This window comes from Microcoleus sp. S36b_A4, from assembly GCF_036700645.1.
Classification (GTDB): Bacteria; Cyanobacteriota; Cyanobacteriia; order Cyanobacteriales; family Microcoleaceae; genus Microcoleus.
Genome location: NZ_JAUBPI010000062.1, coordinates 12,821 through 39,362 on the forward strand (window position 1 = coordinate 12,821; position 26,542 = coordinate 39,362).

The window sequence follows — 26,542 nt, forward strand, 5'->3', positions numbered from 1 at the left end:
CGAGTTTGTAAAGTATTGGTAAAGATTGTGGGGGGGGTACGGGATAATTTCTTGGTGGGCGGACGATTTAGTATTAGGATGATCAAGGTCAATCCTGATCCGCAGCCCGGTGTAAGTTAAATTTGAGATTGGGCGAGGTAGAATTAGCTGTGAAAATAATTATTTGAAATGTGAGTGCTGGTTATGGTTTGTCGTGTAAGTATAGCCCAACTATCTGAAATTTTAAGTGTACCTTTGCCTGCTGTGTCTGAGAACCTTTTGACAGCTTTAGGGACAGGTATTGCCACAGATACGCGCACTCTTGAGGGGGGCGAAGTATTTTTGGCGCTGCGGGGAGAGAATTTTGATGGCCATCAATTTGTGGCAAAAGCCCGGGATTTGGGGGCGATTGCGGCGATAGTCGATCGACATTGGCAACAGGAAATGCCTAATTTTCCGCTGTTGCGCGTTGATGATACTTTAAAAGCTTATCAGTCGATCGCCCGTTGGTGGCGTGACCAATTCAGTATACCTATAGTTGCTGTTACTGGTTCTGTAGGTAAAACTACTGTTAAAGAGTTAATTGCCGCGGTTTTGTCAACGAAGGGAAATGTTCTTAAAACTCAATACAACTACAACAATGAAATTGGCGTACCAAAAACTCTGCTGGAGCTTTCACCTTCCCACAATTATGCTGTAATTGAAATGGGAATGCGCGGCCGTGGTGAAATTGCGCTACTGTCGCAAATTGCTCGTCCTACTGTGGCGGTAATTACTAATGTAGGAACCGCACATATCGGGCGATTAGGATCGGAAGAGGCGATAGCCCAAGCTAAGTGTGAACTTTTAGCCGAAACGCCTGCTGATAGCATTGCTATTCTCAATCACGATGGTGATAGATTAACCGCAACTGCGGCGAAAGTTTGGCAAGGAAAAACTTTAACTTACGGTTTAGAAGGCGGGGATTTGTGTGGGGAATTGCTCAATTATGATAAACTGTTGGTAGAAGGCGTTGAATTGCCACTGCCGCTGCCTGGACGCCACAATGCTGTAAATTATCTGGCGGCTTTGGCAGTAGGAAAAGTTTTAGGTATTGATTGGGAAGTTTTAAAGCAAGGTTTGTCTGTGCAGTTACCGGATGGACGGGCGCGCCGCTACGATTTGCCGCAGGATATTGTCATTCTGGATGAGACTTACAATGCTGGTTTGGAGTCGATGTTGGCGGCCCTGAGACTGTTAGCAGATACTCCTGGAAAGCGCCGGATTGCGGTGTTGGGAACGATGAAGGAATTGGGCGATAGGGCGATCGAATTTCACCGACAAGTGGGAATGGCGGCGCGAGAGTTGCAGCTTGATGCTTTGTTTGTTTTTGCTGATTTTGAGGAAGCAGCGGCGATGGCCGCGGGCGCTGCGGGTTTGCATTTTGTGGAGATAGGAGATATTACAGCCAAGGATGGGCGGGAAGATTTAGCAAAGCGGTTGTTGGGATTTGTCGAAAAGGGCGATCGTATTTTATTTAAGGCTTCTCATTCAGTTGAGTTGAATCGAGTTGTGGAGAAGTTTAGGGCAGATTTTGCGGGGGAGTAATAGAAAAGAAATTTTGGGGATTTGAAATTATGCGATCGCTTCTAGTCGATCGCCGCCTCAAACTCACGTTTCGATCGCTGATGCGTAGGGTAAGATGCCCATCTGCACCTAAGTCCCGATGGTTCAATATCCCGATCGCTCTAACGGCTCGATTTCGATATCTGGAGCAATCTCAATGGCTGCGATTCTGGCATTCTCAACTATCGTATTTCCTATCATTGTATTGTGTACTGCCTCAAACTTAGATTCGGCTTCCGAAATTTCTTCGTAGTGTACAATAACATGATAATATTTATTAATTGGTTCTCCAGAATCTGAAATTTCCACGGCAAGCGAATCTATATTCTGAGATTCTTCGGCTTTCTCGCGATACTCGTCGGCTAAATGTTCCAGGGCGATCGCGATCGCGTGTTCTTTCGTTTGTCCGTAAAAATTCATCGTATCATCAGGGCGATCGCTCAGAGATGACGAAATCTGACAAAGATACTGCCCGTTTGATTGAGCGCAAACGTCGATCGCAATTGTACCAGCAGTGCGATCGGGATTTATTTGAGTCATAAGCTGTTAGGCATTTAAAAGACGATAGTAGGGTGCGCCAGTCCATAAGCGTTTCCCTTGTCCAGAACTCACCACAGCACAAGTTTTAGGAGCCGGGGAAGCAGGACTTATTTCAGGATATGTCGAAAAAAAGCTAAAATATCGATTAGTTTTCGTTGGACTTGTCATGTCGGAGAGCAAATATGAATTCAGTTGAGGAAACCGAATTGTCACACATCCTTGACTTGCCACTGATAGGGTCTGCTGAACAATATCTCTTCTCAGTCGAAGACAATCGAGAGCGTGCTGATAAGCTACAAAAATTACTTGTTCCTAAGCTTAAAATACTCATTGAACAAGCTTGTGACCAAATTCACCAAGTTTATGGCACAGATGTACTCTCAGATTGTCGAATAACGACTACACCAGCTCATCGATCTGGAGCCAAGAAAACCAAGCCATTCAAAATAGCAAGCGCTGGCTTGACTATAAAAGGAACTTGGTATTTCCAACTGAGATTCGAGTGTACTTCTGATAGTTTATTTGTGAACTTTTTTGGATTAAGAGGACTAGAAGGGAATCCGATTGTTCAAGTCCTGAAGAAGCATTTGAAAGATGTTACTCAGATTTGGGAGCAGGGTGAATATGAAGTTTACTCTGAAACTATTGCACCGAAAGAAGATGAAAATTTAGAGTATGATGAGTTCATTAACAAGCTGCAATTAGTTCCTGAACGAGATGGGAAAGGTACTTATATTCAGAGTCCATCCCTAGTTCTTCCTATTAAAGACCTAGATGCAGCTCAGCCAGTGATTGATAACTTTGTCGAACTCTTTGCTATCTTTCGTGCTGCAATAAATGTGTATCTTGGTGAGGAAGACCGTTTTGAAGAATATCTAAAATGTTTGAGGGATTGGCAAAATCCGCTTTTTGAAAAATACCTAAAATGTTTGTTGGATTGGCAAAATCCGCTTCAGGTGCAGGAATCTGTAACTACTACTAGATTCTTTCCTGATGAAGTAGATGCAGTACAAACATTTCGTGAAGGGGCAGTACGGCAAGTTTCAGTCAATGCCTATGAACGAGAGCCTAAAGCTCGGCAAAAATGTATTGATTATTACGGTTCAAGTTGCTATATTTGTGATTTCGATTTTGGCAAAACTTTTGGGCAACTGGGAAAAGGTTTCATTCATGTTCATCATCTAAGACCCCTTTCAGAAATTGCAGAAGAGTATGAAATTGATCCTATAAAAGATTTGCGTCCTGTTTGCCCAAATTGTCACGCTATGATTCATCGTCGTTCACCACCATTTAGTCTTGAAGAAATCCAGATGTTGTTGAAGTCTGCTCGTGGTTCTACTATCTAATATGTTTTGTTGACTTATTCTAACCGATAGTTTACAAAAATTAGATCCCCGATTTCTTCAAAAAGCGGGGATCTAATTTTTCTGTTTGACTCCAGATAGCACCTACCAGGAGTCAAATACATTACTTCGCAGCTTGACGCTCTTTTGCCGCCTTAATCACTTCTTCAGCGATGTTATTCGGACAAGGAGCATAGTGCGAGAAGGACATGGAAAACTGACCGCGGCCAGATGTCATAGTACGCAAATCGCTAATGTAACCAAACATTTCGCTCAACGGCACATCGGCCTTGATCCGTGCTCCTGTTTGGCTTGTTTCCTGAGATTTCATCATCCCCCGGCGGCGGTTGAGGTCGCCGATCACGTCGCCCATGTAATCATCTGGAGTGAATACATCGACATTCATAATCGGTTCGAGCAACTGAGGCGCGGCTTTAGGCAGAGACTGCCGATAGGCCGCTTTGGCAGCAATTTCAAAGGCCATTGCTGAGGAGTCAACGGGGTGGAAACCGCCTTCTAGAAGCGTGAATTTCAAGTCTAGGCAGGGGAATCCGGCCAAGACGCCTTTGTCGATGCAGCTTTCAAAGCCTTTTTCGACCGCTGGCCAATATTCTCTCGGTACGCTACCACCAGTCACTTTGGACTCAAACTGGAAGCCGCTTCCAGGCTCACCAGGCTCGATCACATAGCCGATTTTGGCAAATTGACCGGAACCACCTGATTGCTTTTTGTGGGTGTATTCGTCTTCGAGGCGCTTGGTAATCGACTCGCGGTAAGCCACTTGTGGTTCGCCGACTTCTACTTCGATGCCGTGGGTGCGCTTGAGAATGTCTACTTTGATGTCGAGGTGTAACTCGCCCATCCCCTTAAGAATCATTTCGCCGCTTTCTAGATCCGTCACCATGTGGAAGGATGGGTCTTCTTGCACCATTTTGGTGAGGGCTGCTCCCATTTTTTCTTCGCCGCCTTTTTGTTTCGGTTTGACCGAAATCGAAATAACGGGATCTGGGAATACCATCGGCTCTAGGGTGGCGGGATTTTTGGGGTCGCAGATGGTGTGTCCGGTGCGGACGTTTTTCATACCGACGATCGCCACAATGTCCCCTGCTTGCGCGGATTCAATTTCTTCGCGAGAGTTGGCGTGCATTTCCACCAAACGGCTGATGCGCTCGGTTTTGCCTGTGGCGGTGTTGAGTACGGTGTCGCCCTTGGACAGAGTACCGGAGTACAAGCGTGTGAAGGTTAGAGCACCGTAGCGATCGTCCATGATCTTAAACGCCAGTGCCCGCAATGGTCTGTTGGGATCGACGATCGCAAACTCGCCGGTTTCCTCGCCATCGAGATCGACTTCTGGCTGCGGTGTGACTTCCATCGGGTTTGGCAGGTAGTCAACTACGGCATCTAGAACCAACTGCACGCCTTTGTTTTTAAACGATGAGCCGCAGTAGGTGGGGAAAAATGCCCGATCGCGAGTACCTTTGCGAATGCAGCGCTTGAGGTCGTCGATGCTCGGCTCGTTGCCTTCGAGATATTGTTCCATCAGAGTGTCGTCTTGCTCGACGGCCAGTTCGATCAACTGTTCGCGCCAAGTTTCGACATCATCGACCATATCGGCGGGGACATCTTTAATTTGATAGTTCATCGGATCGCCGGAATCATCCCAGATCCAGGCTTTGCGGGTCAGCAAATCGACTACGCCGCAAAACTTTTCTTCTATACCGATCGGCAATACCATCACCATCGGTTTAGCTCCGAGGATTTTATCAACTTGCTTGACAACGCGGTAAAAATCTGCACCGGTGCGATCGAGCTTATTGATGTAGATGACGCGAGCGACTTTGGAATCGTTAGCGTAGCGCCAGTTGGTTTCAGATTGCGGTTCAACTCCACCCGAACCGCAGAACACACCAATGCCACCATCGAGAACCTTCAAAGAACGGTAAACCTCGATCGTAAAATCGACGTGTCCCGGAGTATCAATGATGTTGAGCTGATGCTCGTTCCAGAAGCAGGTGGTAGCAGCGGATTGAATCGTAATACCGCGCTCTTGCTCCTGTTCCATGAAGTCAGTAGTCGCCGCGCCTTCGTGAACTTCACCAATTTTGTGGATTTTGCCTGTCAGTTTCAGGATTCTTTCTGTTGTGGTGGTCTTGCCAGCATCTACGTGGGCGAAGATGCCAATATTTCGATAACGAGTGAGATCTTTCATAATTACTGTTGAGATTAAATTCGACGAACCGTCGGCGACCACCTGCAAGCGTAACCAGCGAGGAATCAATGTTGCCTTAGGCGCCAGTACAGGCTAGATTTCCTTTCCCCTGTTTCTGGCAGAACTATCTTAATTTTGACACTTTCCCGTCATTCCTGCGAAGGATTTTTGGTTTAATCAGTACGGGAATCCTTACAATTCATAAAAATACCCTAGACCAAGGGAAAAATTTTCTGTGAAAGTTAGGTTGGGTTCAGAAAGTAGGTTGGGTTGAGGCAGGCGTACCCAACAAATTCGTGTTTTTGACGCTTCGCTCAACTTGATATTTTGCACCATTGTCAGCAAAACGGTATAAAGCGGGTTTTCCTGACAAAAACCCTAATATTTTACGTGACTTTGTGGCAAGAAACCCGCTTTCTGACATTAAATAGGTAGGTGCAAATAAATCAGCCTATGGGGAGAGGGTGCGTGAGTGCAGCAATAAACTGCCGGCTTTGATAGATATTCGCTTAACCCGACCATACAAAATATTATTAAAAACACCGTTGCTGCGTCCAGAAATATCTAAGTCAAAATCGACCCACTCATCATCCGCTGATATCTCCGCTCCAATTCATCCCGCACCACCGGCCACTGATTTAAACTTTCATCATTCTCAATTACCATTTGAGCCGCCGCCCTCGCCAACTCCAAAACCTCTTGATCCTCCACCAAACTCGCCAAAGCAAAATCAGGCAAACCCGACTGCCTAGTTCCCAAAACTTGGCCGGGTCCGCGCAATCTCATGTCCATTTCCGCAATAAAAAAGCCATCTTGAGATTGTTCTAAAACCTTCATTCTCTGCATGGCTTCCGCCGTTTTGGAACCGGGCATTAACAAACAATAAGAACGGTTGCTGCCCCGACCAACTCTACCCCGCAACTGGTGCAGTTGCGACAGTCCAAAACGCTCAGAATTTTCAATTAGCATTACCGTGGCATTCGGCACGTCTACTCCCACTTCGACGACAGTAGTAGATACTAAAATATCAGTTTCTTTGTCTCGAAACTTAGAAATTGCTTCATCTTTGTCAGCACTGCTCATTCTACCGTGCAGCAAACCCACCTTAAACTCAGGAAATACACTTTTTTCAAGTTTTTCTTTTTCCTCAATTGCCGATCGCACATCCAACTTTTCCGACTCCTCCACCAGCGGCAGCACCACATAAACTTGACGCCCGCTCGCCACTTCCCGCCGAATCAAATCGTAAGCTTGAATGCGTTCTTTGGCCGACAGTACAGTGGTTTGAATCGCCTGCCTGCCGGGGGGAAGTTCATCAATTTGACTTACATCTAAATCCCCGTGCAGCGTCAGCGCCAGCGTCCGGGGAATGGGAGTTGCCGTCATCGTCAAAACGTGGGGAGCTTCGCCTTTTTGCTGCAATTTAGCGCGCTGGTGCACACCGAATCTGTGCTGTTCGTCAATTACCGCCAAACCCAATTTATGGAAATTTACCGTATCTTGAATCAGCGCGTGAGTTCCCACTAAAACAGGCAATTCTCCGGTTTCTAACTGGTTGTGAATTTCGCGGCGCTTGGCTATTTTTGTCGAACCTGTTAACAGTTCAACAGACAAGTGCATTAAGTTAAACCAACCTACCAATTTGCGGTAATGCTGTTCTGCTAAAACTTCTGTCGGTGCCATTAAAGCTGCTTGATAGCCGGATTGAATTGCTGCTAGCATTGCCACTACGGCGACTACGGTTTTGCCGGCGCCGACATCGCCTTGCACTAATCTGTTCATCGGTTGCGACGAAGCTAAATCGTTGAGGATGTCGTTAATTACTCTTTCCTGAGCATTAGTCAACGCAAAAGGCAATATTTCATAAAAATGTTCGATCAATTTACCGCTAGGAATGATGACTGCACTCGCTTGAGCTTTTCTTTGGGTTTGGCGGCGCTTTAAAAGTCCTAATTGCAGGTAGAAAAATTCGTCAAAAACTAAGCGGCGGCGGGCGGCGGCCAAACAATCTCGATCGAGCGGAAAGTGAATATTAGTCACGGCATCGGCTAAACCCATTAAACCGTAACGCTCGCGCAAATCTTCCGGTAACGATTCTGGCAACATTTTTGCCGCCGGCATTGCAGCCAAAATCGATCGCCTCACCGAACCAGCATCCACTCCCTCCGTCAGCGGATAAACTGGTATCAGGCGGCCGACTTTCATTGATTCGATCGCACCGCCGGAGTCGTCTAATACTTCTAATTCAGGATTTTCTAAAGTAATTCCATATTTACCTTGCTTCACCAACCCGGAAGCTGCCAGCACCGCACCTGTACAATACTCGCGCTTTTTAAATTCTTGCCAGCCGCGATTACTGTAGCGAGGGCCTGCAAAAAAACGACTAATTTTTATCTCTCCGGTGCGGTCTTTTAAAATTACTTCTAATATGGTTAACTTCTTATTCTTCGGGCTAGAAAAGCAATTACAGCGCTTTACTTCGGCAATTAAGGTGACAGTTTCCCCGGCTATTAGCTCGCGAATTTGTACTTGCTTTGCATAGTCGATGTGGTTGCGGGGATAGTAGTAAAGCAAGTCATATACAGTGTATAAACCCAGTTTTAGCAAGCGGTTGCCGTTGGCGGGGCCGATGCCGGTGACGCGGGTTAACTGTTGGTCGAGAGTCAGGCTGGGCGGTGGGGGGGCTGTACTCAGGGGTACTGTTCGGGGAACGGAAAGTGTTGGGGCGGTTGGTTCAGAAGCGTTAGCGTTTGCGGGTCTGACTTGTGCTACTTGTTCTTGCTGGTGGCGACTTTCTTGTTCCCAAACTTGCTCCATTTGCCTCAAAAAACTGACCGTAATGGCGATCGAATGTTGGCGCTGTTCGAGATCTTTCTGAGGATAGATGTCAAATTCAGTGGCTAGTTGTCTGGCTCGATCGCGCGCCGAAGCAGCCACAGAACCTGCCAACTGTCTCAAACTCAGGCCCAGAAACTCGCTGAAGCGGTATTGACTGCCTTGGATGTCGTTAAATCCGCGATCGGCTTCTACTGAAAGAGCTTTTTGCAATCGCTGCCATTCGGGTTGATTATTAGTCATCAGTCATTAGTTATTAGTCATTAGTCATTGGTCATTGGTCATTAGTCATTAGTCGTTAGTCATTAGTCGTTAGTCATTAGTTATTAATCATAGCTCAAGAATTCCCGACAACTGACAACTGTCAACTGACAACTGACAACTGACAACTGACAACTGACAATTATCAACTGACAACTGACAACTGCCAACTGACAACTGACAACTGCCAACTGACAACTGACAACTGACAACTGACTAATCTTCAAACCAACTCGATCGCCAAGCCGACTCAGCCTCCACCACAGCGAGTTCCCGCTGCTTTTTCTGGTAATCGCGGCCCAGCGAGTTCAATTTTACAGACAGGTTACGAATTTGCTGGCGCCAAGCCGAGGTTCCCGCATCGGCAAACTCTATTTCCGATAGCCGCAGTTTAATCGCTGTAATGTGCAGGGCCCTACTACCAAAGGTTGCAGCCAATTTTCGCGATGCTGATGAGGCATCGGTTTCAATGATTAAGTTTAATAAGTTCGGCGGCCCGGCAACACTATCGCCGGAGGATTCAGCAGCAGAAGCAGCTTCGAGAACTGGTTCTGGTAATTGACTCGGCAAGATTCCCGACTCTTGCAGCAAGCGGTTGGTGTCGCGAGAAAGCAGCTTGAGTATATGGGCGATCGACTTTTCAATACTATTTTGCCAGCGTGCCAAACTTTCAGGGGAATTGGCGTTTGGCAATTGATAATTTGCCAATGAAAATAGATAGTTAATGGCCGAAACTTGGTTTTTTTCCTTTTCGTCTTCTTCCTTGTCGTCTGCTTTGTCTTCCTCTTCTTCTTCTTCTTCCTCTTCCTCTTCATCGAAGTCGTCTTCTTCTTCCTCTTCTTCTTCCTCTTCTTCTTCTTCTTCTTCTTCTTCTTCTTCTTCTTCTTCCTCTTCCTCTATTTCTTCATCTGCTTGTGATTCAGTCACCAGCGATCGCAATTTGTCCTCCGACGCCGCAGCCAAAGCCCTTACAGACTGCTGCATTTTTTGTCTCGCCTCGAAGGACAACTTGAGAAACGACTCCGGTACTGCTTGAGTGCAAAGGTGATAGCAAGCCAAAATTAACTGCTGCCGCACCGCTTGTCCCAACGCAGTTAAATAACCTTCGTAGGTACTGCTAAACTCCAACTTCAAGGCTGCTAAAGCCTCTTCGAGTCCTGCCAAATCTTGCTCTATTCTCTCTCTTGGTCGCACCATATCTCTCGTATAAAATTAAAATAGGAGTTACGCAAGTTTTCCATTTTTACGATATCTGTAGTAGTAAGGTTTGCAGTGCCCACACTACAAATATAGTCTGTCCATAAGTCCTATAAAAATTAAAAATTAAAAATGCAAAAAATTGATTTTTCACATTTTTAATTTTTAATTCTCAATCTTAATTGGGATTATTGAACACCCATTTGGGCTGCCACTTCATCGGCAAAGTTAGCTTCTACCTTTTCAATGCCTTCGCCCAAGACAAAACGCACGAATCGGCGCACTTGGACATTCTCTCCAATTTGGGCGATCGTTTGTTTCACCAACTCTTCCACCGAGATATTCTGATCTTTAATAAAAGGCTGATCCATCAAAGATAACTCTTTCATGCGCTTCTCAATCCGCCCTAGAACAATCTTTTCTTTGATGTTTTCCGGCTTATTGCCCAAGTCATCTTTGCCCATTTCAATTGCCTTTTCTCTTTCGACAACTTCGGCGGGGATATCTTCAACTTTCACGTATTCCACATTTGGGCAAGCTGCAATTTGCATCGCAATATCCCGCACCAACTTTTGGAATTCTTCGCGGCGTGCCACAAAATCTGTTTCGCAGTTAACTTCCACCAGCACTCCCACGCGGCCGCCCGTGTGAATGTAGCTACCTACAAGTCCTTCTGAGGCAACTCGTCCACCTTTTTTACCTGCCGAAGCCAGACCTTTTTTCCGCAGCCACTCGATGGATATTTCCATATTGCCTTCGTTTTCAACGAGGGCTTTTTTGCAGTCCATCATGCCCGCGCCAGTTTTTTCGCGCAGTTCTTTAACAAGTTTTGCAGATATGTCCGCCATCTTCTTTAAGTTCCCAATCAAAATTAGTTATTAGTCATTAGTCATCAGTCATTAGTCATCAGTCATTAGTCACTAATTTTAATGTTAATGATTAGACCAAAGTGAAGAAATACCCAGTGGATATTAGTACCGACTTTGTAGGTGTAGCGCCAGAATTAATTCTGGCCCTCACACAATGAATGCTTTTGCCAGATATCTACTAATGACTTAGACTCGTGCTAAGCAGTCGCCCATTTAAATTGTATATTCAGGGCGGCCGGGACGCCCACCCCACAAGACTTTAATCTTTTTTGACATACAATTTAAATGCAGACCAGCTTATGTACAATTAAAAATTAAAAATATCCAACTAAAAATAATAATAATAATTATTTTTAATTTTCAATCTTTAATTTTTAATTTCCTGGTGTCAGATTCCGAGGGCAATACTAGCTCTCGGTTTCTTCGCCCTCGGCTTCAGCGGCGTCGTCGGGATCTACATAATCGGGGTCATCCAATTCTTCGATTTCGACATCATATTCAGCGCCTTCGTAGCCACCTTCGTAGTCGTAGTCTTCCTCAGAGTCGCCGCCCTGCTGACCGTGACGACCTTCGTAGATGGCATCAGCCAACTTGCCGACAATCAGCTTGATCGATCGAATAGCATCGTCATTCGCCGGAATCGCAATGTCAACCAAATCCGGGTCGCAGTTGGTATCCAACAGAGAGACGATCGGAATTCCCAACTTTTGGCATTCCAACACCGCATTATACTCGCGGCGTTGGTCTACCAGCACCACTCCGTCGGGAATCTTCCGCATAGATTTAATCCCGCCCAGGTATTTCTGGAGTTTTGCCATTTCTCGGCGCAGTACCGAAGCTTCTTTTTTCGGCAGCAAATCGAGGGCGCCTATTTCCTCGCGGCGCTCCAAATCCTTGAGGCGCTCCACGCGGGACTTAATCGTCGTCCAGTTGGTGAGCATTCCCCCCAGCCAGCGCTGGTTGACGTAATAAGCACCGCAGCGTTGAGCTTCTTGGGCTACAATCCCGGCAGCTTGGCGCTTCGTACCCACGAACAAAAACTTTTTGCCTTTTTCTGAGGCAACTCTCATGTACTCGTAGGCGTCTTCCATAAGCTGAGCGGTTTGCACGAGGTCGATGATGTGAACCCCGTTGCGCTCTGTAAAAATGTATGGAGACATTTTCGGGTTCCACCGACGGGTTTGGTGTCCGAAGTGAACCCCTGACTCTAACATTTGAGCCAAACTGACTACTGGCATTGTATTTTTAACTCCTAATTCGGGTTAATCCTCCACCCGGTCGTATTTCTGAAGGTTTGCGCCCTAGAAACACCCGAAAACCCGGATGTGCGAATTTAAACAACTTTTCTAGTTTATCACAGCGCGCGCTACTTTTTCTGACAGTCTCATATCCGTAGGGTTGGCTTGGCACCCGGAGGTGAGATTTAGGGCGCGGGTTGGGTGCGGGGTACGCACGCTGCGGTTAAAGTTACTTGCAAGGGCTTCTTAAAAACAAAAAATCCAGGTACTAAGGTTGCCAAAGCCTTTGTTCGCTTGTGAGACAATGACGTTGTTGGTGCGCCTCTTGTGCGTTCTACCTTCGATCGAGCTGGTATCCATTTTTTTCGATCGCCAATTCAGTCAGCTTTAGTACCCTGCCCTCTCGATCCGCAAAAATCCCAAAGCTAAAAACGTCATGCCCATACCCATTCTCGTTCTGCTTGAAGTTCTAATTGTCATCGCACTTTCGAGACTTGTAGGTTTAGGATTTCGAGCGATAAAACAACCTCAAGTCATTGGAGAAATTGTAGCAGGAATTATGCTTGGGCCTTCTCTGTTTGGCTTAGTTGCACCAGATTTAGCAACAGCACTTTTTCCAGCCGAAGCCGTTCCCTTCCTCAACGTGCTATCTGAGGTGGGGCTAATATTTTTCATGTTTTTGATTGGTTTGGAACTGAATCCCAAGTATCTCAAAAGCAATTTAGATATAGCGATTTTAACTTCCCACGTCAGCATTCTAGTGCCGTTTTCACTGGGAAGCTTGCTCGCATTGCTGCTGTATCCCATCGTTTCAAATAATAGTGTTTCGTTTACAGCCTTTGCCCTATTTTTGGGCGCTGCCATGTCAATTACTGCCTTTCCGGTGCTGGCAAGAATTATTACAGAACACAACTTGCAGAATACAAAATTGGGGACACTGGCCCTAACTTGCGCTGCGGTAGATGACGTAACGGCGTGGTGTTTGTTAGCGGTGGCGATCGCAGTTACTCGTACTAATTCGATGATCGGTGCTTTGCCGACAATTATTGAGTCTTTAATTTACATCGGTTTCATGCTGACTGTAGTCCGCTGGTTCTTGCAGCGGCTTTCCAAACACTACAACCGCACTGGCAGATTAACACAGTTAGTGCTCTCCGGCATTTACATGGGAGTTTTAGCTTCTGCCTTAATTACTGAATTGATCGGCATTCATTTAATTTTCGGTGCATTTTTGCTGGGTGCTGCCATGCCGAAAAATGCGGGATTAACCAGAGAATTAGCTGAAAAAACCGAAGACTTTGTACTCATATTTCTGCTGCCCATATTTTTTGCTTATAGCGGATTGCGGACTCAAATCGGCTTGCTTAACAGCCCCGAATTGTGGCTGCTGTGCGCCGCAGTTTTGGGAGTGGCAATTATCGGCAAGTACGTTGGCACTTACGTTGCTGCTAGAGTTTGTGGCATCAGCAACCGCGAAGCTTCAGCCCTGGGATGGCTGATGAATACTCGCGGTTTGACTGAACTAATTGTGCTGAATATCGGTCTTTCATTGGGCGTAGTTTCGCCCCTGCTATTTACGATGTTAGTCATCATGGCTTTAGTGACAACTTTTATGACTTCGCCACTGTTGGAGTGGACTTATCCAAAACGGTTAATTAGGTTAGATATTTCCGAAGTAAACTCTGAGGATTCAGAATTAGAAAATTCACAAATGGCTGACAGCAGCGAAGAAACTGCTAACAAATTGCTGCCCACTTATCGAATTTTAGTACCTGTTGCCAATCCCAGCACGCAGAAAGGTTTACTGCGACTAGCGGTAGCGCTGGCGCAGCCGGCTGCTGGTATGGGTGGTGAGGATTTACAGTCGGCGGCGGTTCATCCTCTGAGTTTGATAGAATTAAATGATGACTATGCCTTTGAAAGTACGCCTGCGGAAGCCGATCGCATTATTCAAGAACGTCGCTCGAAATTATCAGAATTGATTGATAGTTTGGAACTGTCTGAGGCGCGAAAATTTGTACATCCCATCATTCGGGTTACTAATGATGTAGCCAGGGAGACGGCACAAATTGCGGAAATAGATCGCGCGGATTTGATTTTAGTAGGGTGGCACAGACCTACTTTTAGCAGCAACCGTTTGGGAGGACGTGTCGGCCAAATTCTCAGCAACGCTAAGGTGGATGTAGCAATTTTTGTTGACCGAGGCCGGGAAAGGTTGAATAACTTGTTAGTACCTTACGCGGCAAACATTCACGATGATTTGGGTTTAGAATTGGCGCTGAGACTGTTAGTTAATAGTGAGGAACGCCGTTTGACGGTGCTGCGGGTGGCGGTTGACGGGGAAGCTGAAAACGAGCTCAGTTACGATTTTCAGCGAGTGATGGAGCAGTTACCAGTTGAGGTACGATCGCGAATTGAAACTCCGATTGTGGAGGCTGCTGAGCCAATTCAAGCAGTGGTGGCGGCTTCTGCTAATGCTGATTTGACTATTGCAGGTACGAGTCGGGAGTGGGGAATTGAGCGCCAAACTTTGGGACAGTATACTGATGAATTGGCTGTGCAGTGTCATTCTTCGCTGCTGATTGCGCGGTGCTACGTTAAAGTGCGATCGCACTTGGCATCGGTACTTCCTCAAAGGTAGTCAGTTGACTGTTGACTGTTGACTGTTGGTTATTTGTGAGTTAATACCAATGCCCGCTGCCCAATTCCCAATTCCCAATTCCCAATTCCCAATTCCCAATTCCCAATTCCCAATTATTAATTACCAAGATTATGAATCATTTAAGCCTCAAATCGCTGGCATTTTATGGGGTTGCGATCGGCTCAGTTGCACTGCTGTTTAAAGTAGTAACTGCTTATGGGGAAACAAATTTAAAGGCGGCCCCGGCAATTGCGGGCAATTATCGCTTCGATCCTCAAAGTTTGCCCGAATGTCTGAAATCTGATGTTTTGGTATTGACAATCGAGCAATCGGGTGTTTATTTGAGCGGTAATTTGCGATCGGGCAGCAGGGAGGGCAGGGAAAAAACAGCCGAAGAGAAACCTTCTCTATTTGGTAAGTGGGAAACTCAAGGATTGAACTTGTCGGGTGCGGTTCCTAATTTAGCTGGTTGCAGCGACTCCACAGCAACCGGTCAAAACAGTTCTGTTAAAATGCGCGGAATTGTGGAGCAAGAAACCCTCAAGGGAAAAATTAGTCTAACTGATAAGGCGGCGGCTACTGATTTTACGGCTCAAAGAGAAGCGGCGGTGCAACCCCAAAAGCCTGAACATTGATTGATTCTAATAGAAAATTAAGAAAGGGGAAATGGGTAATTCTTTGTCGCTTTCTGACCGAAAGCATCCAGGATACAAGCCGCCGGATTCATCCGTCCAGAAATAAAAAACCTGTATCCGATGAAACTTGCCCCCCGAATTTATCCGTGCGGTCAATGCTTCAATCTAAAATCTAAAATCTAAAATCTAAAATCGATTGACTCTTCCCTTCACCCTTGGCGAAGCAAGGAATCACAAAGCGGCGGCGGGGGTGGGGGAGTGGGCGATCGAACTCCGGCCGCCGGAGCTCGCCTGTGACGGTCGGTTGCTGCTAAATTAGAAAATATACGTAAAAGTAAATGATAAAAATAAAGTATCCCAGAGAAGTTCTTGGTTGAGAATTTGTCTTGCTCAAGACCCCCCGTGCCCGTATAGTTTGTTTGGAATGGATGTTGCCGTGATATTAATGCCGTCAGAAACTTCGCTTACCCAGTCAAACCCGTTAATTTTAGACAGTTTGCCAGACTTGTCGCCCTCCGATGGGGGATGTCCCCGCCGAGCCAGATTGCAAATTGACTTGATGTTGCTGGCGATCGAAGCCTTGTATCTCGGAGGTGCGGAAGAAATGCTGGCTGTGTCAAAGGACCTGGAATTGGAATCAATTATCAAAAATCGGGTTGCCCTTTGGCTGATGCGTAATACTAACCCGCTGAGACGCTACACGCAGCGCCGCTCCCTTACGATGGTGGAGGCAAAAGCGCTGGTGGCGATCGCCTGTAATATGGCGCGTAAGTTAACCGCCACAATTCGGCAGTTGCTGCTAGACTCGCAGCAATTGCGATCTAAAAATATCCCCCTCAACCAGCACTTGCCGCTGGCCGAGTATTTAGAACGCTTTCGAGCTCACTTTCGATCGCGCATGAACCCCAAGCGATCGCTAGTTGCAGCTTACGATTCCGATGACAAGCTCAACGAACTAGCTTTGAACTTGTTGAGCAAACTGCTATTTTGTACAGGCACAGCCGGAATGCAGCGCTTCTGGGTTAGCCTGTTTGATGGAGAAGTTGAATAAAAAATGACTATTAGGCGTCAGTACAGTCTGCCAAATTGCACCCTGGTTCTAGAAGGGTTGAGCGATGGATCGGCAGCCAGCCAGTTAGATATACGGCCGGTGCTTTCCATATTAATGAGCGCTGAATGCTATGTTACAGGTCTTGGCGAACCCCTAAGCGGGGGACGGGAGTTTTTTGAAAGCTTGGTGAGGGCCGTCAGCAGCTACGCTCAAGAATTTATGAGCGGAGTGCATTATCCCGATCGCTACGGCCCGAATGTGGGTATGGTGCAGTTACACAGAATTGACGGGAATGTTCATCGGTTGACGGTTCTACCCGCCTCCACAGGCAGCGCCACCCAAATCGATCAAAAAACAGAACTGTCGGCAAAAGTTGATTTGACGACCGTACAGCTATTTGACTTGGTAGAGGCGATCGATCAGTTTTTTGCAGACACGCAGACGCTGCCGGAATTGTCCCTGCAATTAACCCCAATTTCCAGGCGTTATATCAAGTCTGCCGAACCTTTGGCGAAGCGGACTTTACCTGCTGTGGTGGGGGTGTCGAGTTTGGCTTTGGCGGCGATGGCGTTTTTCTTGGTGCCGGTGCCGGAAGTCCAGCGCCAGAGAGATCCGGTGCCGCAGCCCAATCCAGCGGGCCAGAATCAGGGGACGCCGAATCCGGGCGGATCGGGTTCGCCTAATCCCAATCCCACGCCCCCTGCTGACGGTTTGCTGCCTGGGACTCAAACTCCGAATGCTGGATCGAGTTCGACGACTCCGAGCCCCGCGCCGCAGCCGGACGCTTCACCGTTGGCCACACCGCAGTCGAGCACTTCACCGGAAAGCACGCCCAGCCCTGTTGCTGAAGGTTTGGCAAGCCCAGATGTGGCAGCCCTGCCAATTACCGATCCAGGGGAAATTGACCTGTTGAGGGGCAAACTTTCCCAGCAAATTGATGGAGTTGTGAAGGATAAGCCTCCGGTTGATGCGGAGTTGGTTTATCGGGTGAGTGTGGCCCCAGACGGGGCGATTGTCGGTTACAAGCCGGAAAATTCGGCAGCAGTTGATCGATCCGAAACGCCGTTGTCGGAGTTGCTTTACAAACCCATTGGCACAAGGCCCCCTGCGGAACCGCTGGCTGATTTCCGGGTAGTTTTGGCACCAGACGGCAAAGTTCAAGTCACTCCTTGGTAATAGTTGATTGTTGACTGTTAACGGTTAAGTGTTGACTGTTAACGGTTGACTGTTGACTGATACCAAATCCCGATTAAATTCTCCCTCAATCTCTTAGTCTGCGGAGGCAGACTTGGTTTTTATAGTAGCGATTTCAATCGCCGAATCATCTACAACAAATCGATTGCTGATTCAAAGCCTTGTCGGTGCGATCGGCTCAATATCTGGGTCAAATCCTCCGACTTGATTTGTGCGAATTATCCACAAAAATGCTCCTTGTTTTAATAAAACTTTGGCGATTTCATCTTGGGTGCGCCTCGGCAACATTGTTCGGTAACTAATAGCAGCTTTTATCAGGGTTGCTATACCAGCAAAAAAGGTTTTTTTCAGTTCAGAATCAATCCCCGCTAATCTCGAATTTTTTCGCCAATCTGGACGAACAATACCGAGGGGCATTAATACTGTTTCTAAACTTTCTCCTAATGCTACTAACTGGTGAAATCTTTGGGTTTGTGCGTCCGTCGGATGTGTTTTCAACCAGTCTTGAATCTGAGGATTTGACTCTATTTCGGAAGTGATTTTTTTAATTGTCGCGTAAATTGCCTGACTTGAATCTTGGACGCAAGAAGTTGCTGGGGTGACTAAACTTGCACCGGTGCCGTCTCCGCTGCGGTAGCGGGCCATCATGATATCTAGTTGCTGGTTTAATTCGGTTAAAGGCGACAAGGTTATCCCGTCAAAATCGTAGTCGCAACACACGCAGTCTAATTTACAGATGATATCGCAAACCGGGCGATCGCCCAACCAGCCGCGCTGCAAGTCTCCCATGTAGCTTTGCCATTTGCTGGAACCTGCGACAATTCCGTCGGGATTGTGGGCGTAAACTTGTTTGTATTCTATGTCAAAACGCAGTTCGCTGGTAAAGCGATCGCGCACTACTTTTGCTACTCCGAAAGCAAAATGTCCGGTGACAATTCCCAGCGGTGGCTGTTCGCCTTTTTTCCCGCCGATACCCCCGAAACTGTGAATCACTATCCCGATATCTCCTTCTTGCCAAGGAGAGATGGAAGCGTTTTCTGTAGCATCATTCGGGGTTAACAATACTCTTCTTGCTTGCCCTTTTTGGGCTGGTGTATTTTCCCAATTTTTACTGTTTAAATAAGCTAGAGATTTTTTCAGCCCTAAATGTGTTTCATCTGGTGTTAATTGGGCAATTTTGCGGGGTTCGATTGCCTGCACTACAAATATACTGTCTTCGTCTCTTTCGCCGTAAATGTACCAGCCGTCTGGATTTAAGGGGGATTGTTCGATCAGGTGATTGGTAAACCTCGCTACGCCATTTTTGTCTGGCTGTACTTGTGGAATCCGAATAATTTCGGCGGCGCCGTCAAATTGTTGAGATGTTTTGTTGAAATGCCGGACAATAAATTTGTCGCTGTCGGGTTCTTTTCGCTGTAAAATTGATATTAAGGCGCAGAAACGTCCGATAATTTGTACTGGCTCGCGATCGATCGTGAGTTCCTGGCGATCGCTGCTGCTATAATTAATCGCAATCACCGGCCTGCGTAGCATCACAGTCACGCTGTCTTCAAGTCTGCTACCTGCTAGAGTTTCTAAAGGGCCGACATTTCGCCAGCCGTTCAATCTCTCTGGATGGATATTGCCAGATTTTTGACTTTTTTTAGTTTCTTGTGTGAAGTTTATATCTTGACTGACTGCGTGGACAAAAAACTGTACTTCGCGATTTGTACTCCATTTCAAAAATGCTGTTTTTCCAATGAAATTTTTATATTTTTTGGGGGCATTTATTACTTCAAAAAAAACCGTACCGTAAGGCTGGCGCTGTTCGTTTAATGGCAAAATTAACCGCCCGTGCCAAAGGGCTATCGGCTTGTAAAGATAGGCAACTGATGCTGAATTTTCGCAGATTATCTCCGGCTCAAAATCTATTGAAATATCGCTTTTTTCTCCAAAAATAGTAGCAGTTAAATTGCCGTCACTTTCTACAAATCGGGGTTCTAAAAAAACCTTTTCAGGTCGTGAAAAATTAGCGATTAAATGACCAGTATTTTTTGTGGACGAGCGTCTAAAGAGGTGAGATTTCTCGAATTTTGCTTGCAACCAATTTAGGAAAATGCGAATAAAAATAAATGCTGTTAAACCAAACACAACAGCTAAAATAATCAGCCCCAAGGTCAAAATGAATTGGTTGAAAGACTGACCTGATACTAAAAAAAATGTTGGCCAGATCAAAGAAAATGCCGCCATAATATCTAAAAACGAGTTTTAGGTTCGATCCAGTCTGTGCTGGCTTGACTGCCGAAAACTAGGGGTTTGTCCTCGGTGACAGGTACCGTTTGCCCTGTCATATCCACTGCACACAGAGGCCAAGATCGATCGCCCAAATTGCCGGCGCGGAACAGAACTTTTCCGGGACAAACTTGACTCCAACCCAACAATACAGCATGAGTGTAAAGACTGCGAGCGGGAGCAACGGTATAAGTATAATTATCATTTTTGTCCCAAATGACACCGTAGTCGGACATATCGGAAGAGTTGAAAAGTGCTTCAAATTCGCGGGCGAGAATGCGGGAACCGTCTTGATTCCAAGAAACAGGCACTAAAATGGCGATCGTCCCGGACATATCTGTATCATCGCTAGCATACATCCCACTTTCGGCTAGTGGCGAAGCAGCCGCCACTGTTTGCAGTTCCCCGGTTTTGAGATTTTCCACAAACATGACGCTGCTAACCCGACACCGGGAGAATTCCGGCTGTACTTGCAACTCAATTCGACTGTAAGCTGCGTATTGGCCGTTAGTTGATACTAGGGATGGACTGCGATAATAGCGGAGGCCTGTGCCGGCAGTGGAGCTCACTTTAGCATGAGTGGCACTAATCCATTCCCAAGGAACGGGATAAGGGCTATTTAAAGGGTCAGTCATCGGTTTTTTTTCCAAAAGTTTTACTGAATTATCCAACAGATTCAGGCTTGCAGGCAACGGATTAGACACCCGGTTTCTGCCTCGATGCTTCGCCACCAAACCCCAGATTTATAGAAACCGGGTTGATTTTTTAGATTTTAGATTGGAGGATAAATCTCAAATCTCAAATCTCAAATTTCAAATCGGATAGGTAAGATAGTATCGAAATTAATCTGGTATGTACACTGAGAGGGATGAAATATGACGCGATCTTTTAACCAAAAACCTTCAATCCCCCCCACTCGCGTCTCCAAGTCGCCGGGAAAAGGTTTGCTTGTACTGTCGCTGATTTTTCGACTGCTGCTGCTGGGGGTGGGCAGCGGTTTTGCGTGGGTTTTGGGGATGGCGATCGCTCAAATTTATCCGTCAGGCGCGACGGAAATGCCGGTGGCAGAGAGATTGCTGCGTGTAACTCAAAATTTGACCTCCACCCCGAAACACGCCCCAGCAACGCCAATTCCGGCGCTTCCGCCACCAACCGCTACACCAACTCCCCAGTCAAAAGTTAGTCCTGCCCAGAGAGAGAAATTGCAGTCGGATTTGAGACAGTTGCAGGGCGAACTCAACGCGCTGATTGGTCGGACGGCGGCTTTGGAGAGTCAGTTGGGCAGCAGCCGCCCGACGGAAACTTTGGAAAAGCGTTTGCAGTTGATGTCGCGGGAATTGGCGGCGCCGGAAACGGCGGCAAGTCTTGCCCCTGCTTTACCGGCGATCGGCAGCAGCCCCAGTCTGAACCCTGAAACGGTTAATACTGCGCCACAGAATGCCAATAATCCGGTGTTTGGGGGGGATGGGCTGATGGTGACTCTGCCCAGCGATGTTTTGTTTGATACTGGCAGCATTTCTTTGCGCGCGGGAACTAATGCGATTTTGGACAATTTGGTGGCGGAGTTGGGCAATCATGAGGGGGCAACTGTGCGGGTTGCGGGCCACACTGACGACGCGGGGGAAGCGGCGGACAATCGCAATGTGTCGTTTGCGCGGGCTCAGGCGGTGGTGCAGTATTTGTCTGGTGTACTCGGTCAGAAGTATCATTGGGTGGCGATCGGCTATGGGGAAAGTCGTCCTTCGGTGGATAATAGTTCTGATACTAATCGGCAGCGCAACCGCCGCATTGAAGTGGCAATTAGTCCTTAGTCAGCGGACTTGTGGATACTAGATTTATTGCATGAATCTTTGATTGATAGTCAACCGCAGATGTCAGGCAGATAAACACGGATAAACGCAGATATTTTCCACAGAGGTGAGCGAATGCTGGCAATTGGAGTCTACTGTGTTGAATTCTCAAGGCGTAAGCTGCTATCACGCTGAAGGTGTCAGAGGTGGCAAGTCAGAATTATTTTTAGCCTGATCTATTGCCTCTCGATGTTCGCTCCTAAGTTTGGGTTTTAAATACAAGTTTTCAATCAAAGCTGCCACTCCCGCAAACCAAGGCGGCACAATTACGGCCCCAATGATTCCTAATACTTGAACGCCTCCCAACACAGACAGCAATTGATATAAAGGATGCACACCAACCGATGAACCAACCAGCAAAGGATCGAGGACGTAAGTTTCTAAATTCTGGATGATTACAAATAATAGTAATACCCACAAAAGTACCCAGCCACCTTTAGCTAATGCTACGATTAATGCTGGTACTGCTCCTAACACTGGGCCGATGAAGGGAATCAAGTTGGTAACACCTGCGATCGCACCCAAGCCTAAAGCAAATTCCGGCATTCCCAAAATGCTCAAACCTGTGGTAATAAATATCCCTAAAATGCCTGAAACTAACACTCGCCCGCGAATATAACTCCCCATTCTTTGACCGATGGGCGCGGCTTGTGCGGCTAATCTTGTGTCCCAAGGTTTAGGAAAAAATTGCACCAAACTTTTGATTAATGTGTCGCTGTCGGCAACCATATAACCTGAAATAAATAATGCTAAAACTAGGCTGAAGAAACCGCCTAGAATGCCTCTTGTTAAACTGTACGATCGCAAAACCAGTTGTTGGCTCGATCGAATCAGCCAATTAGTCAGCGATTGAGTGTCCACCAACTGACCCACCAGGGTTGGGGCATCGTCGGTGAGGCGACTCAATACATTAGTTGCCACAGTTCGCAAACTTTCGACATAAACTGGTAGCTGCCGCAGCAGTAACTCTATTTGTTCGATTACCGTGGGCCCGATTAACACTACCGTCCCGCTAAATCCGCCGATGAGAGTTAAATAAACCATAATCACCGCCAGCCAGCGGGGAACCCGCATCGTTTGGGCCCAATTAACGATCGGGACGATCGAAGCCGCCAGCACAACTGATATCATTAGAATTACTAGCAGGCTCCGCAATTGCCACAGCAACACTAGGAGTAAGGACGATGCTACAATTAGCAGCAAGTTAGGTAAAGAAATGGTAATCCGCTGTTCTGACATGATTAAGTAATCAAGGTTTGTATTGGCGCTTATGTCATCCCGCAGGGCGGGTTTATTTATATTCTCATTTGCCCAATCTATGTCGGGTAAAACCCGTACCTACTCATATTATAATAAAAAGTAACATTGGTTCAAAAAAAAATAAGATGCAACCGCCATATTCAACCCAAGATTTATCCACCCTTTCGCCTATAAAATCACCAACGCTGTTTTACGAATGGCAAAATTATCGCTGTGCTTATGAAATTTATAACCCAACTACTGCGACAGAAGATAGCATCCCTTTGTTATTAATTCATCCGATAGGAGTTGGTTTGTCAAGAATCTTTTGGCATAGATTTTGTGATAGTTGGTACAAAGCAGGCAACACTAATCCGATTTATAATCCCGACCTTTTGGGCTGCGGCGATTGCGAAATGCCGGCTGTGGCTTGCTATCCAGACGATTGGGCCGGACAGTTGCAGTATTTCTTGGAAACAGTAGTCAAAAAACCTGCGATCGTACTCGTGCAAGGTGCTTTACTGTCTGTAGGCTTGGCTTTAGCAAAAATTCAGCAGGAAAGTGGCTCCAATTTCATTCGTGGCTTAGTTCTCGCAGGACCTCCAGCTTGGGCTGTGATGAACAAACATTCGACAGAAAGACAGCAAAGAATTGTCTGGAATTTATTAGGTTCTCCCTTGGGAAATGCTTTTTACCGCTACGCCAGACGCGCTGAGTTTTTGCGTTCTTTTTCTGTGAAACAACTGTTTGGCGATGCGACAAAAGTTGACAGCGAATGGTTGGATTCTTTGCAGGCTGGGGCGGCGAATCCTGACAGCCGGCACGCGGTTTTCTCGTTTTTAGCGGGGTTTTGGCGCCAGGATTATAGCGGTACGATTCAAAAGTTCGATCGCCCCGCACTCATTGTGATGGGAGAAAAAGCCTCAAGCATCAGTCAAGCGGGTAAGGAAGAGAAACCGGATGAAAGATTAGCGCAATATTTGGCTAACTTTTCCAATGCGGAAGGTTTATTAATGCCGGGGCGCAATGTTTTGCCCTATGAATCCACCGCAGAATTTGTCGCGGCTGTTGCCGAATTTGTGGATAAGTTAAAGCGGATATAACTTTTCCACGACTAAGCTAAACTTAAACAAAAGTGTACTCAACTCGGTCTTGTCATGAGCTATCGCAACATCATTACGATCGAACCAGGTAAACGCGGTGGAAAGCCTTGCATCAGGCGAATGCGAATTAGCGTGTATGATGTGTTGGGTTGGCTAGCAGCGGGAATGTCTCACGCTGAGATTCTAGACGATTTTCCTGAGTTGACGGAGGAAGACATTAGAGCGTGTTTAGAATTCGCCGCTGACCGAGAACGCTGTCTGATTGCTGTTGTAGGTGGCACTTGAAACTGCTGTTTATGAAACTTCTGTTTGACCAAAACTTAAGCCGGAAACTGGTAGCTCGACTTGCAGATATTTTCCCTGACTCTAGTCATGTTCAGTTCCACAATCTGACGGAAATAGACGATAGCGAGATTTGGGAGTTTGCAAAGGCTCAAGGCTTTTGTATTGTAACGCAGGACGCGGACTTTGCTGAACGAAGCCGTCTTTACGGAGCACCTCCGAAAGTGATTTGGCTGCGATGCGGTAATGCACCGACCAGTAACGTGGAAGCAATTTTTCGGTCTGGAGTTGAAACAATTCAAGAATTTATTGGCAACATCGCATTAGATTGTCTTGAACTTTACTAATGGGAGTTTTTAACCGCAGATATTAGTAGATGAACACAGATGAACGCGGATGGAATTTCATCTGCGATCATCTGCGGTTAAAAAACTCTAAATTTCAACTCCGGTGCCAGATGGTTGTACCATCTTTTTGATCGATCAGAGTAATTCCCTTATCCTTAAGTTCGTTCCGAATTCTATCGCCCTCAGCAAAATCCCTCGCTTTCCGGGCATCTTTCCGCTGCTGAATCATCGCCTCAATCTCCGCATCACTCAAACCGTCAACAGCATCATTGCTATCACTTTCCGGCTGAACTTCTAAACCCAAAACCCCCGCCAAACTCACCAAAGTTACCCATTTTTGCTGCAACAAATCCGGTGAGGTTTCTGTTTTTCCCTGATGCACTAAAACATTGCCTTCTTTGGCCAATTCCTTAGCCAATTCAAACAAAACCGTCACAGCGCCGGGAGTATTGAAATCATTGTCCATCGCTGATTGGAATTCCTCCACAGCTTTGCTATACTGTCTAGTTTTCTCAACGTCCCAACTCAGTTGAGAACCGTATCGAAGGCCAAACAGCAAACCTTCATTGATGGTATTCCAGCCATTTCGAGCGCTAGCGATCGCCTCTTCGGTAAAATCAATTTGACTGCGGTACTGCGCCATCAACGCAAACAGCCTCACCGCCATCGGTTCCACCGCTTTTGACTTCTCGCTTCCTTCCTTCTTACTCCCCCCTTTACCAAGGGCGGGCTGGGGGGGGTTAGATTCCCAATCACCCGACCAATTCCCATCCAACAAATCGCGAATTGTAATAAAATTGTGCAAAGATTTCGACATCTTTTTGCCATTGACAGTCACAAAAGCATTGTGCATCCAATAATTAGCAAGTGACTTGCCCGTCGCGGCTTCAGATTGAGCAATTTCGTTTTCGTGGTGCGGAAAAGTTAAATCGGAACCGCCGCAGTGAATGTCAATAGTTTCGCCCAAGCAATCGCGCACCATAGCCGAACATTCGATGTGCCATCCGGGGCGACCTTTTCCCCAAGATGAATCCCAAGCCGGTTCACCTGGTTTAGCGCTTTTCCACAAGGCAAAATCAGAGGAATCTTGCTTTTTTTGAGCTTCTATTTCTGCGGTTTCCAATCTACCGCTAGCCCCGGCTTGCATTTCTTCCAACTTGCGGCCGGAAAGTTTTCCGTAATCGGGAAATTGCCTCACCTTGTAGTAAACGTCGCCGCCGGAAGCATAGGCATAACCTTTATTTTCTAATTCGTGAATCAGCCGTTTAATGCCGTCGATTGTATGGGTGGCGCGGGGATATTCATCAGCCTTGAGAATATTCAGCTTGGCCATATCTACGAAATAGGCCTCGATGAAGCGTTCCGCCACGGCTTCCATTGTGGAATTGGTTTCGCGGGCGCGGTTGAGAATTTTGTCGTCAATATCTGTAAAATTCTGCACGTAGCGCACATCGTATCCCCGCCACATCAGATAACGCCGCACCATGTCCCAAACAATGTAAGCGCGCGCATGGCCGACGTGGCAGTAATCGTATACCGTAACGCCGCAGCAGTACATCCGCACCTTTGGGGGTTCGAGGGGTTCAAAAGGTGATTCGCGACGGGTCAAGCTGTTGTAAAGCGTTAGGGGCATGGGATTTGAGATTTGGGATTGATGTACTGCTCTAATTTATTATATTGCGGTTGGTGAATCTTTCGGTGTTACTACCAAACATCTGTTAAATCTAAGACAAATCCCGGTAACACATCTTCCCCTGACAAAGTGTTGGGATTATCTAATAGACCTCTTGCGAAAGTCTCAGACGAGCGCTAGTTTGTCTTCAAAAAAAGTTCATAATTATAAATACCAGCGA

21 protein-coding genes are annotated in these 26,542 nt (G+C 46.7%); 11 read left to right on the forward strand and 10 right to left on the reverse strand.

The genetic code is table 11. The features are described 5' to 3' along the window. Positions 1–183: 183 nt before the first annotated feature. A complete protein-coding gene (locus QUA03_RS19070) occupies positions 184–1,566 on the forward strand; it encodes a UDP-N-acetylmuramoyl-tripeptide--D-alanyl-D-alanine ligase (protein WP_333213966.1) in 1,383 nt (460 codons plus the stop codon). Between the two features lie 123 nt (positions 1,567–1,689). Here the strand turns inward: QUA03_RS19070 and QUA03_RS19075 are convergent, their stop codons facing one another. Then, complete coding sequence (locus QUA03_RS19075; protein ID WP_333213968.1) at positions 1,690–2,124, reverse strand: hypothetical protein; 435 nt, start codon at positions 2,122–2,124, stop codon at positions 1,690–1,692. 182 nt (positions 2,125–2,306) lie between these two features. Here QUA03_RS19075 and QUA03_RS19080 point away from each other — a divergent pair, with 182 nt between their 5' ends. Continuing rightward, positions 2,307–3,470, forward strand: coding sequence for an HNH endonuclease (locus QUA03_RS19080; protein WP_333213970.1), 1,164 nt, complete (start codon positions 2,307–2,309; stop codon positions 3,468–3,470). A 121-nt stretch (positions 3,471–3,591) separates the two neighbouring features. On the opposite strand, the gene fusA is transcribed toward QUA03_RS19080, so the two are convergent. The 5 genes from fusA to rpsB form a co-directional block, all read right to left on the reverse strand. Then, on the reverse strand, positions 3,592–5,676 hold the full coding sequence (gene fusA / locus QUA03_RS19085) for an elongation factor G (RefSeq protein ID WP_333213972.1): 2,085 nt from the start codon (positions 5,674–5,676) through the stop codon (positions 3,592–3,594). A 564-nt stretch (positions 5,677–6,240) separates the two neighbouring features. Beyond that, positions 6,241–8,754 (reverse strand): ATP-dependent DNA helicase RecG, encoded by a 2,514-nt coding sequence (gene recG, locus QUA03_RS19090; protein ID WP_333213974.1) that lies wholly within the window; start codon positions 8,752–8,754, stop codon positions 6,241–6,243. A gap of 234 nt (positions 8,755–8,988) precedes the next feature. Then, positions 8,989–9,969, reverse strand: coding sequence for a hypothetical protein (locus tag QUA03_RS19095; RefSeq protein ID WP_333213976.1), 981 nt, complete (start codon positions 9,967–9,969; stop codon positions 8,989–8,991). A gap of 188 nt (positions 9,970–10,157) precedes the next feature. After that, complete coding sequence (tsf, locus tag QUA03_RS19100) at positions 10,158–10,817, reverse strand: translation elongation factor Ts (protein ID WP_333213978.1); 660 nt, start codon at positions 10,815–10,817, stop codon at positions 10,158–10,160. Between the two features lie 428 nt (positions 10,818–11,245). After that, complete coding sequence (gene rpsB, locus QUA03_RS19105) at positions 11,246–12,076, reverse strand: 30S ribosomal protein S2 (RefSeq protein WP_333035195.1); 831 nt, start codon at positions 12,074–12,076, stop codon at positions 11,246–11,248. Positions 12,077–12,512: 436 nt separating this feature from the next. Between rpsB and QUA03_RS19110 the strand changes: the two genes are divergently transcribed. The 5 genes from QUA03_RS19110 (at position 12,513) to QUA03_RS19130 (ending at position 17,579) form a co-directional block, all read left to right on the forward strand. After that, positions 12,513–14,717: a cation:proton antiporter domain-containing protein gene (locus QUA03_RS19110; protein ID WP_333213980.1), complete on the forward strand. Its 2,205-nt coding sequence runs from the start codon at positions 12,513–12,515 to the stop codon at positions 14,715–14,717. A gap of 131 nt (positions 14,718–14,848) precedes the next feature. Next, complete coding sequence (locus QUA03_RS19115; RefSeq protein ID WP_333213982.1) at positions 14,849–15,352, forward strand: hypothetical protein; 504 nt, start codon at positions 14,849–14,851, stop codon at positions 15,350–15,352. A 196-nt stretch (positions 15,353–15,548) separates the two neighbouring features. Next, positions 15,549–15,671, forward strand: a complete 123-nt coding sequence (locus QUA03_RS19120) for a hypothetical protein (RefSeq protein WP_333213984.1) — start codon at positions 15,549–15,551, stop codon at positions 15,669–15,671. Between the two features lie 105 nt (positions 15,672–15,776). Next, positions 15,777–16,403 carry a DUF3038 domain-containing protein gene (locus QUA03_RS19125; RefSeq protein WP_333081936.1) on the forward strand — a complete coding sequence of 209 codons (627 nt, stop codon included), beginning with the start codon at positions 15,777–15,779 and terminating at the stop codon, positions 16,401–16,403. 3 nt (positions 16,404–16,406) lie between these two features. Beyond that, positions 16,407–17,579, forward strand: coding sequence for a DUF4335 domain-containing protein (locus QUA03_RS19130; protein WP_333213986.1), 1,173 nt, complete (start codon positions 16,407–16,409; stop codon positions 17,577–17,579). A gap of 171 nt (positions 17,580–17,750) precedes the next feature. On the opposite strand, the gene QUA03_RS19135 is transcribed toward QUA03_RS19130, so the two are convergent. Next, complete coding sequence (locus tag QUA03_RS19135; RefSeq protein ID WP_333213988.1) at positions 17,751–19,826, reverse strand: abortive infection protein; 2,076 nt, start codon at positions 19,824–19,826, stop codon at positions 17,751–17,753. Between the two features lie 5 nt (positions 19,827–19,831). After that, positions 19,832–20,503 carry a hypothetical protein gene (locus QUA03_RS19140; protein WP_333213990.1) on the reverse strand — a complete coding sequence of 224 codons (672 nt, stop codon included), beginning with the start codon at positions 20,501–20,503 and terminating at the stop codon, positions 19,832–19,834. Positions 20,504–20,743: 240 nt separating this feature from the next. On the opposite strand from QUA03_RS19140, the gene QUA03_RS19145 reads away from it, so the two are divergent. Continuing rightward, entirely contained in the window at positions 20,744–21,679 is a 936-nt protein-coding gene (locus QUA03_RS19145; RefSeq protein ID WP_333213991.1) for an OmpA family protein, read from the forward strand. A 165-nt stretch (positions 21,680–21,844) separates the two neighbouring features. Here the strand turns inward: QUA03_RS19145 and QUA03_RS19150 are convergent, their stop codons facing one another. Then, complete coding sequence (locus QUA03_RS19150; protein ID WP_333213993.1) at positions 21,845–22,957, reverse strand: AI-2E family transporter; 1,113 nt, start codon at positions 22,955–22,957, stop codon at positions 21,845–21,847. A 146-nt stretch (positions 22,958–23,103) separates the two neighbouring features. Here QUA03_RS19150 and QUA03_RS19155 point away from each other — a divergent pair, with 146 nt between their 5' ends. The 3 genes from QUA03_RS19155 to QUA03_RS19165 are packed head-to-tail and all read left to right on the forward strand — an operon-like array spanning position 23,104 to position 24,689. Beyond that, on the forward strand, positions 23,104–24,060 hold the full coding sequence (locus tag QUA03_RS19155; protein ID WP_333213994.1) for an alpha/beta fold hydrolase: 957 nt from the start codon (positions 23,104–23,106) through the stop codon (positions 24,058–24,060). A gap of 54 nt (positions 24,061–24,114) precedes the next feature. Next, on the forward strand, positions 24,115–24,345 hold the full coding sequence (locus QUA03_RS19160; RefSeq protein ID WP_333213996.1) for a DUF433 domain-containing protein: 231 nt from the start codon (positions 24,115–24,117) through the stop codon (positions 24,343–24,345). 11 nt (positions 24,346–24,356) lie between these two features. Then, a complete protein-coding gene (locus QUA03_RS19165; RefSeq protein WP_333213998.1) occupies positions 24,357–24,689 on the forward strand; it encodes a DUF5615 family PIN-like protein in 333 nt (110 codons plus the stop codon). A gap of 94 nt (positions 24,690–24,783) precedes the next feature. Here the strand turns inward: QUA03_RS19165 and cysS are convergent, their stop codons facing one another. Then, positions 24,784–26,322 (reverse strand): cysteine--tRNA ligase, encoded by a 1,539-nt coding sequence (cysS, locus tag QUA03_RS19170; RefSeq protein ID WP_333214000.1) that lies wholly within the window; start codon positions 26,320–26,322, stop codon positions 24,784–24,786. Between the last annotated feature and the right edge of the window lie 220 nt (positions 26,323–26,542).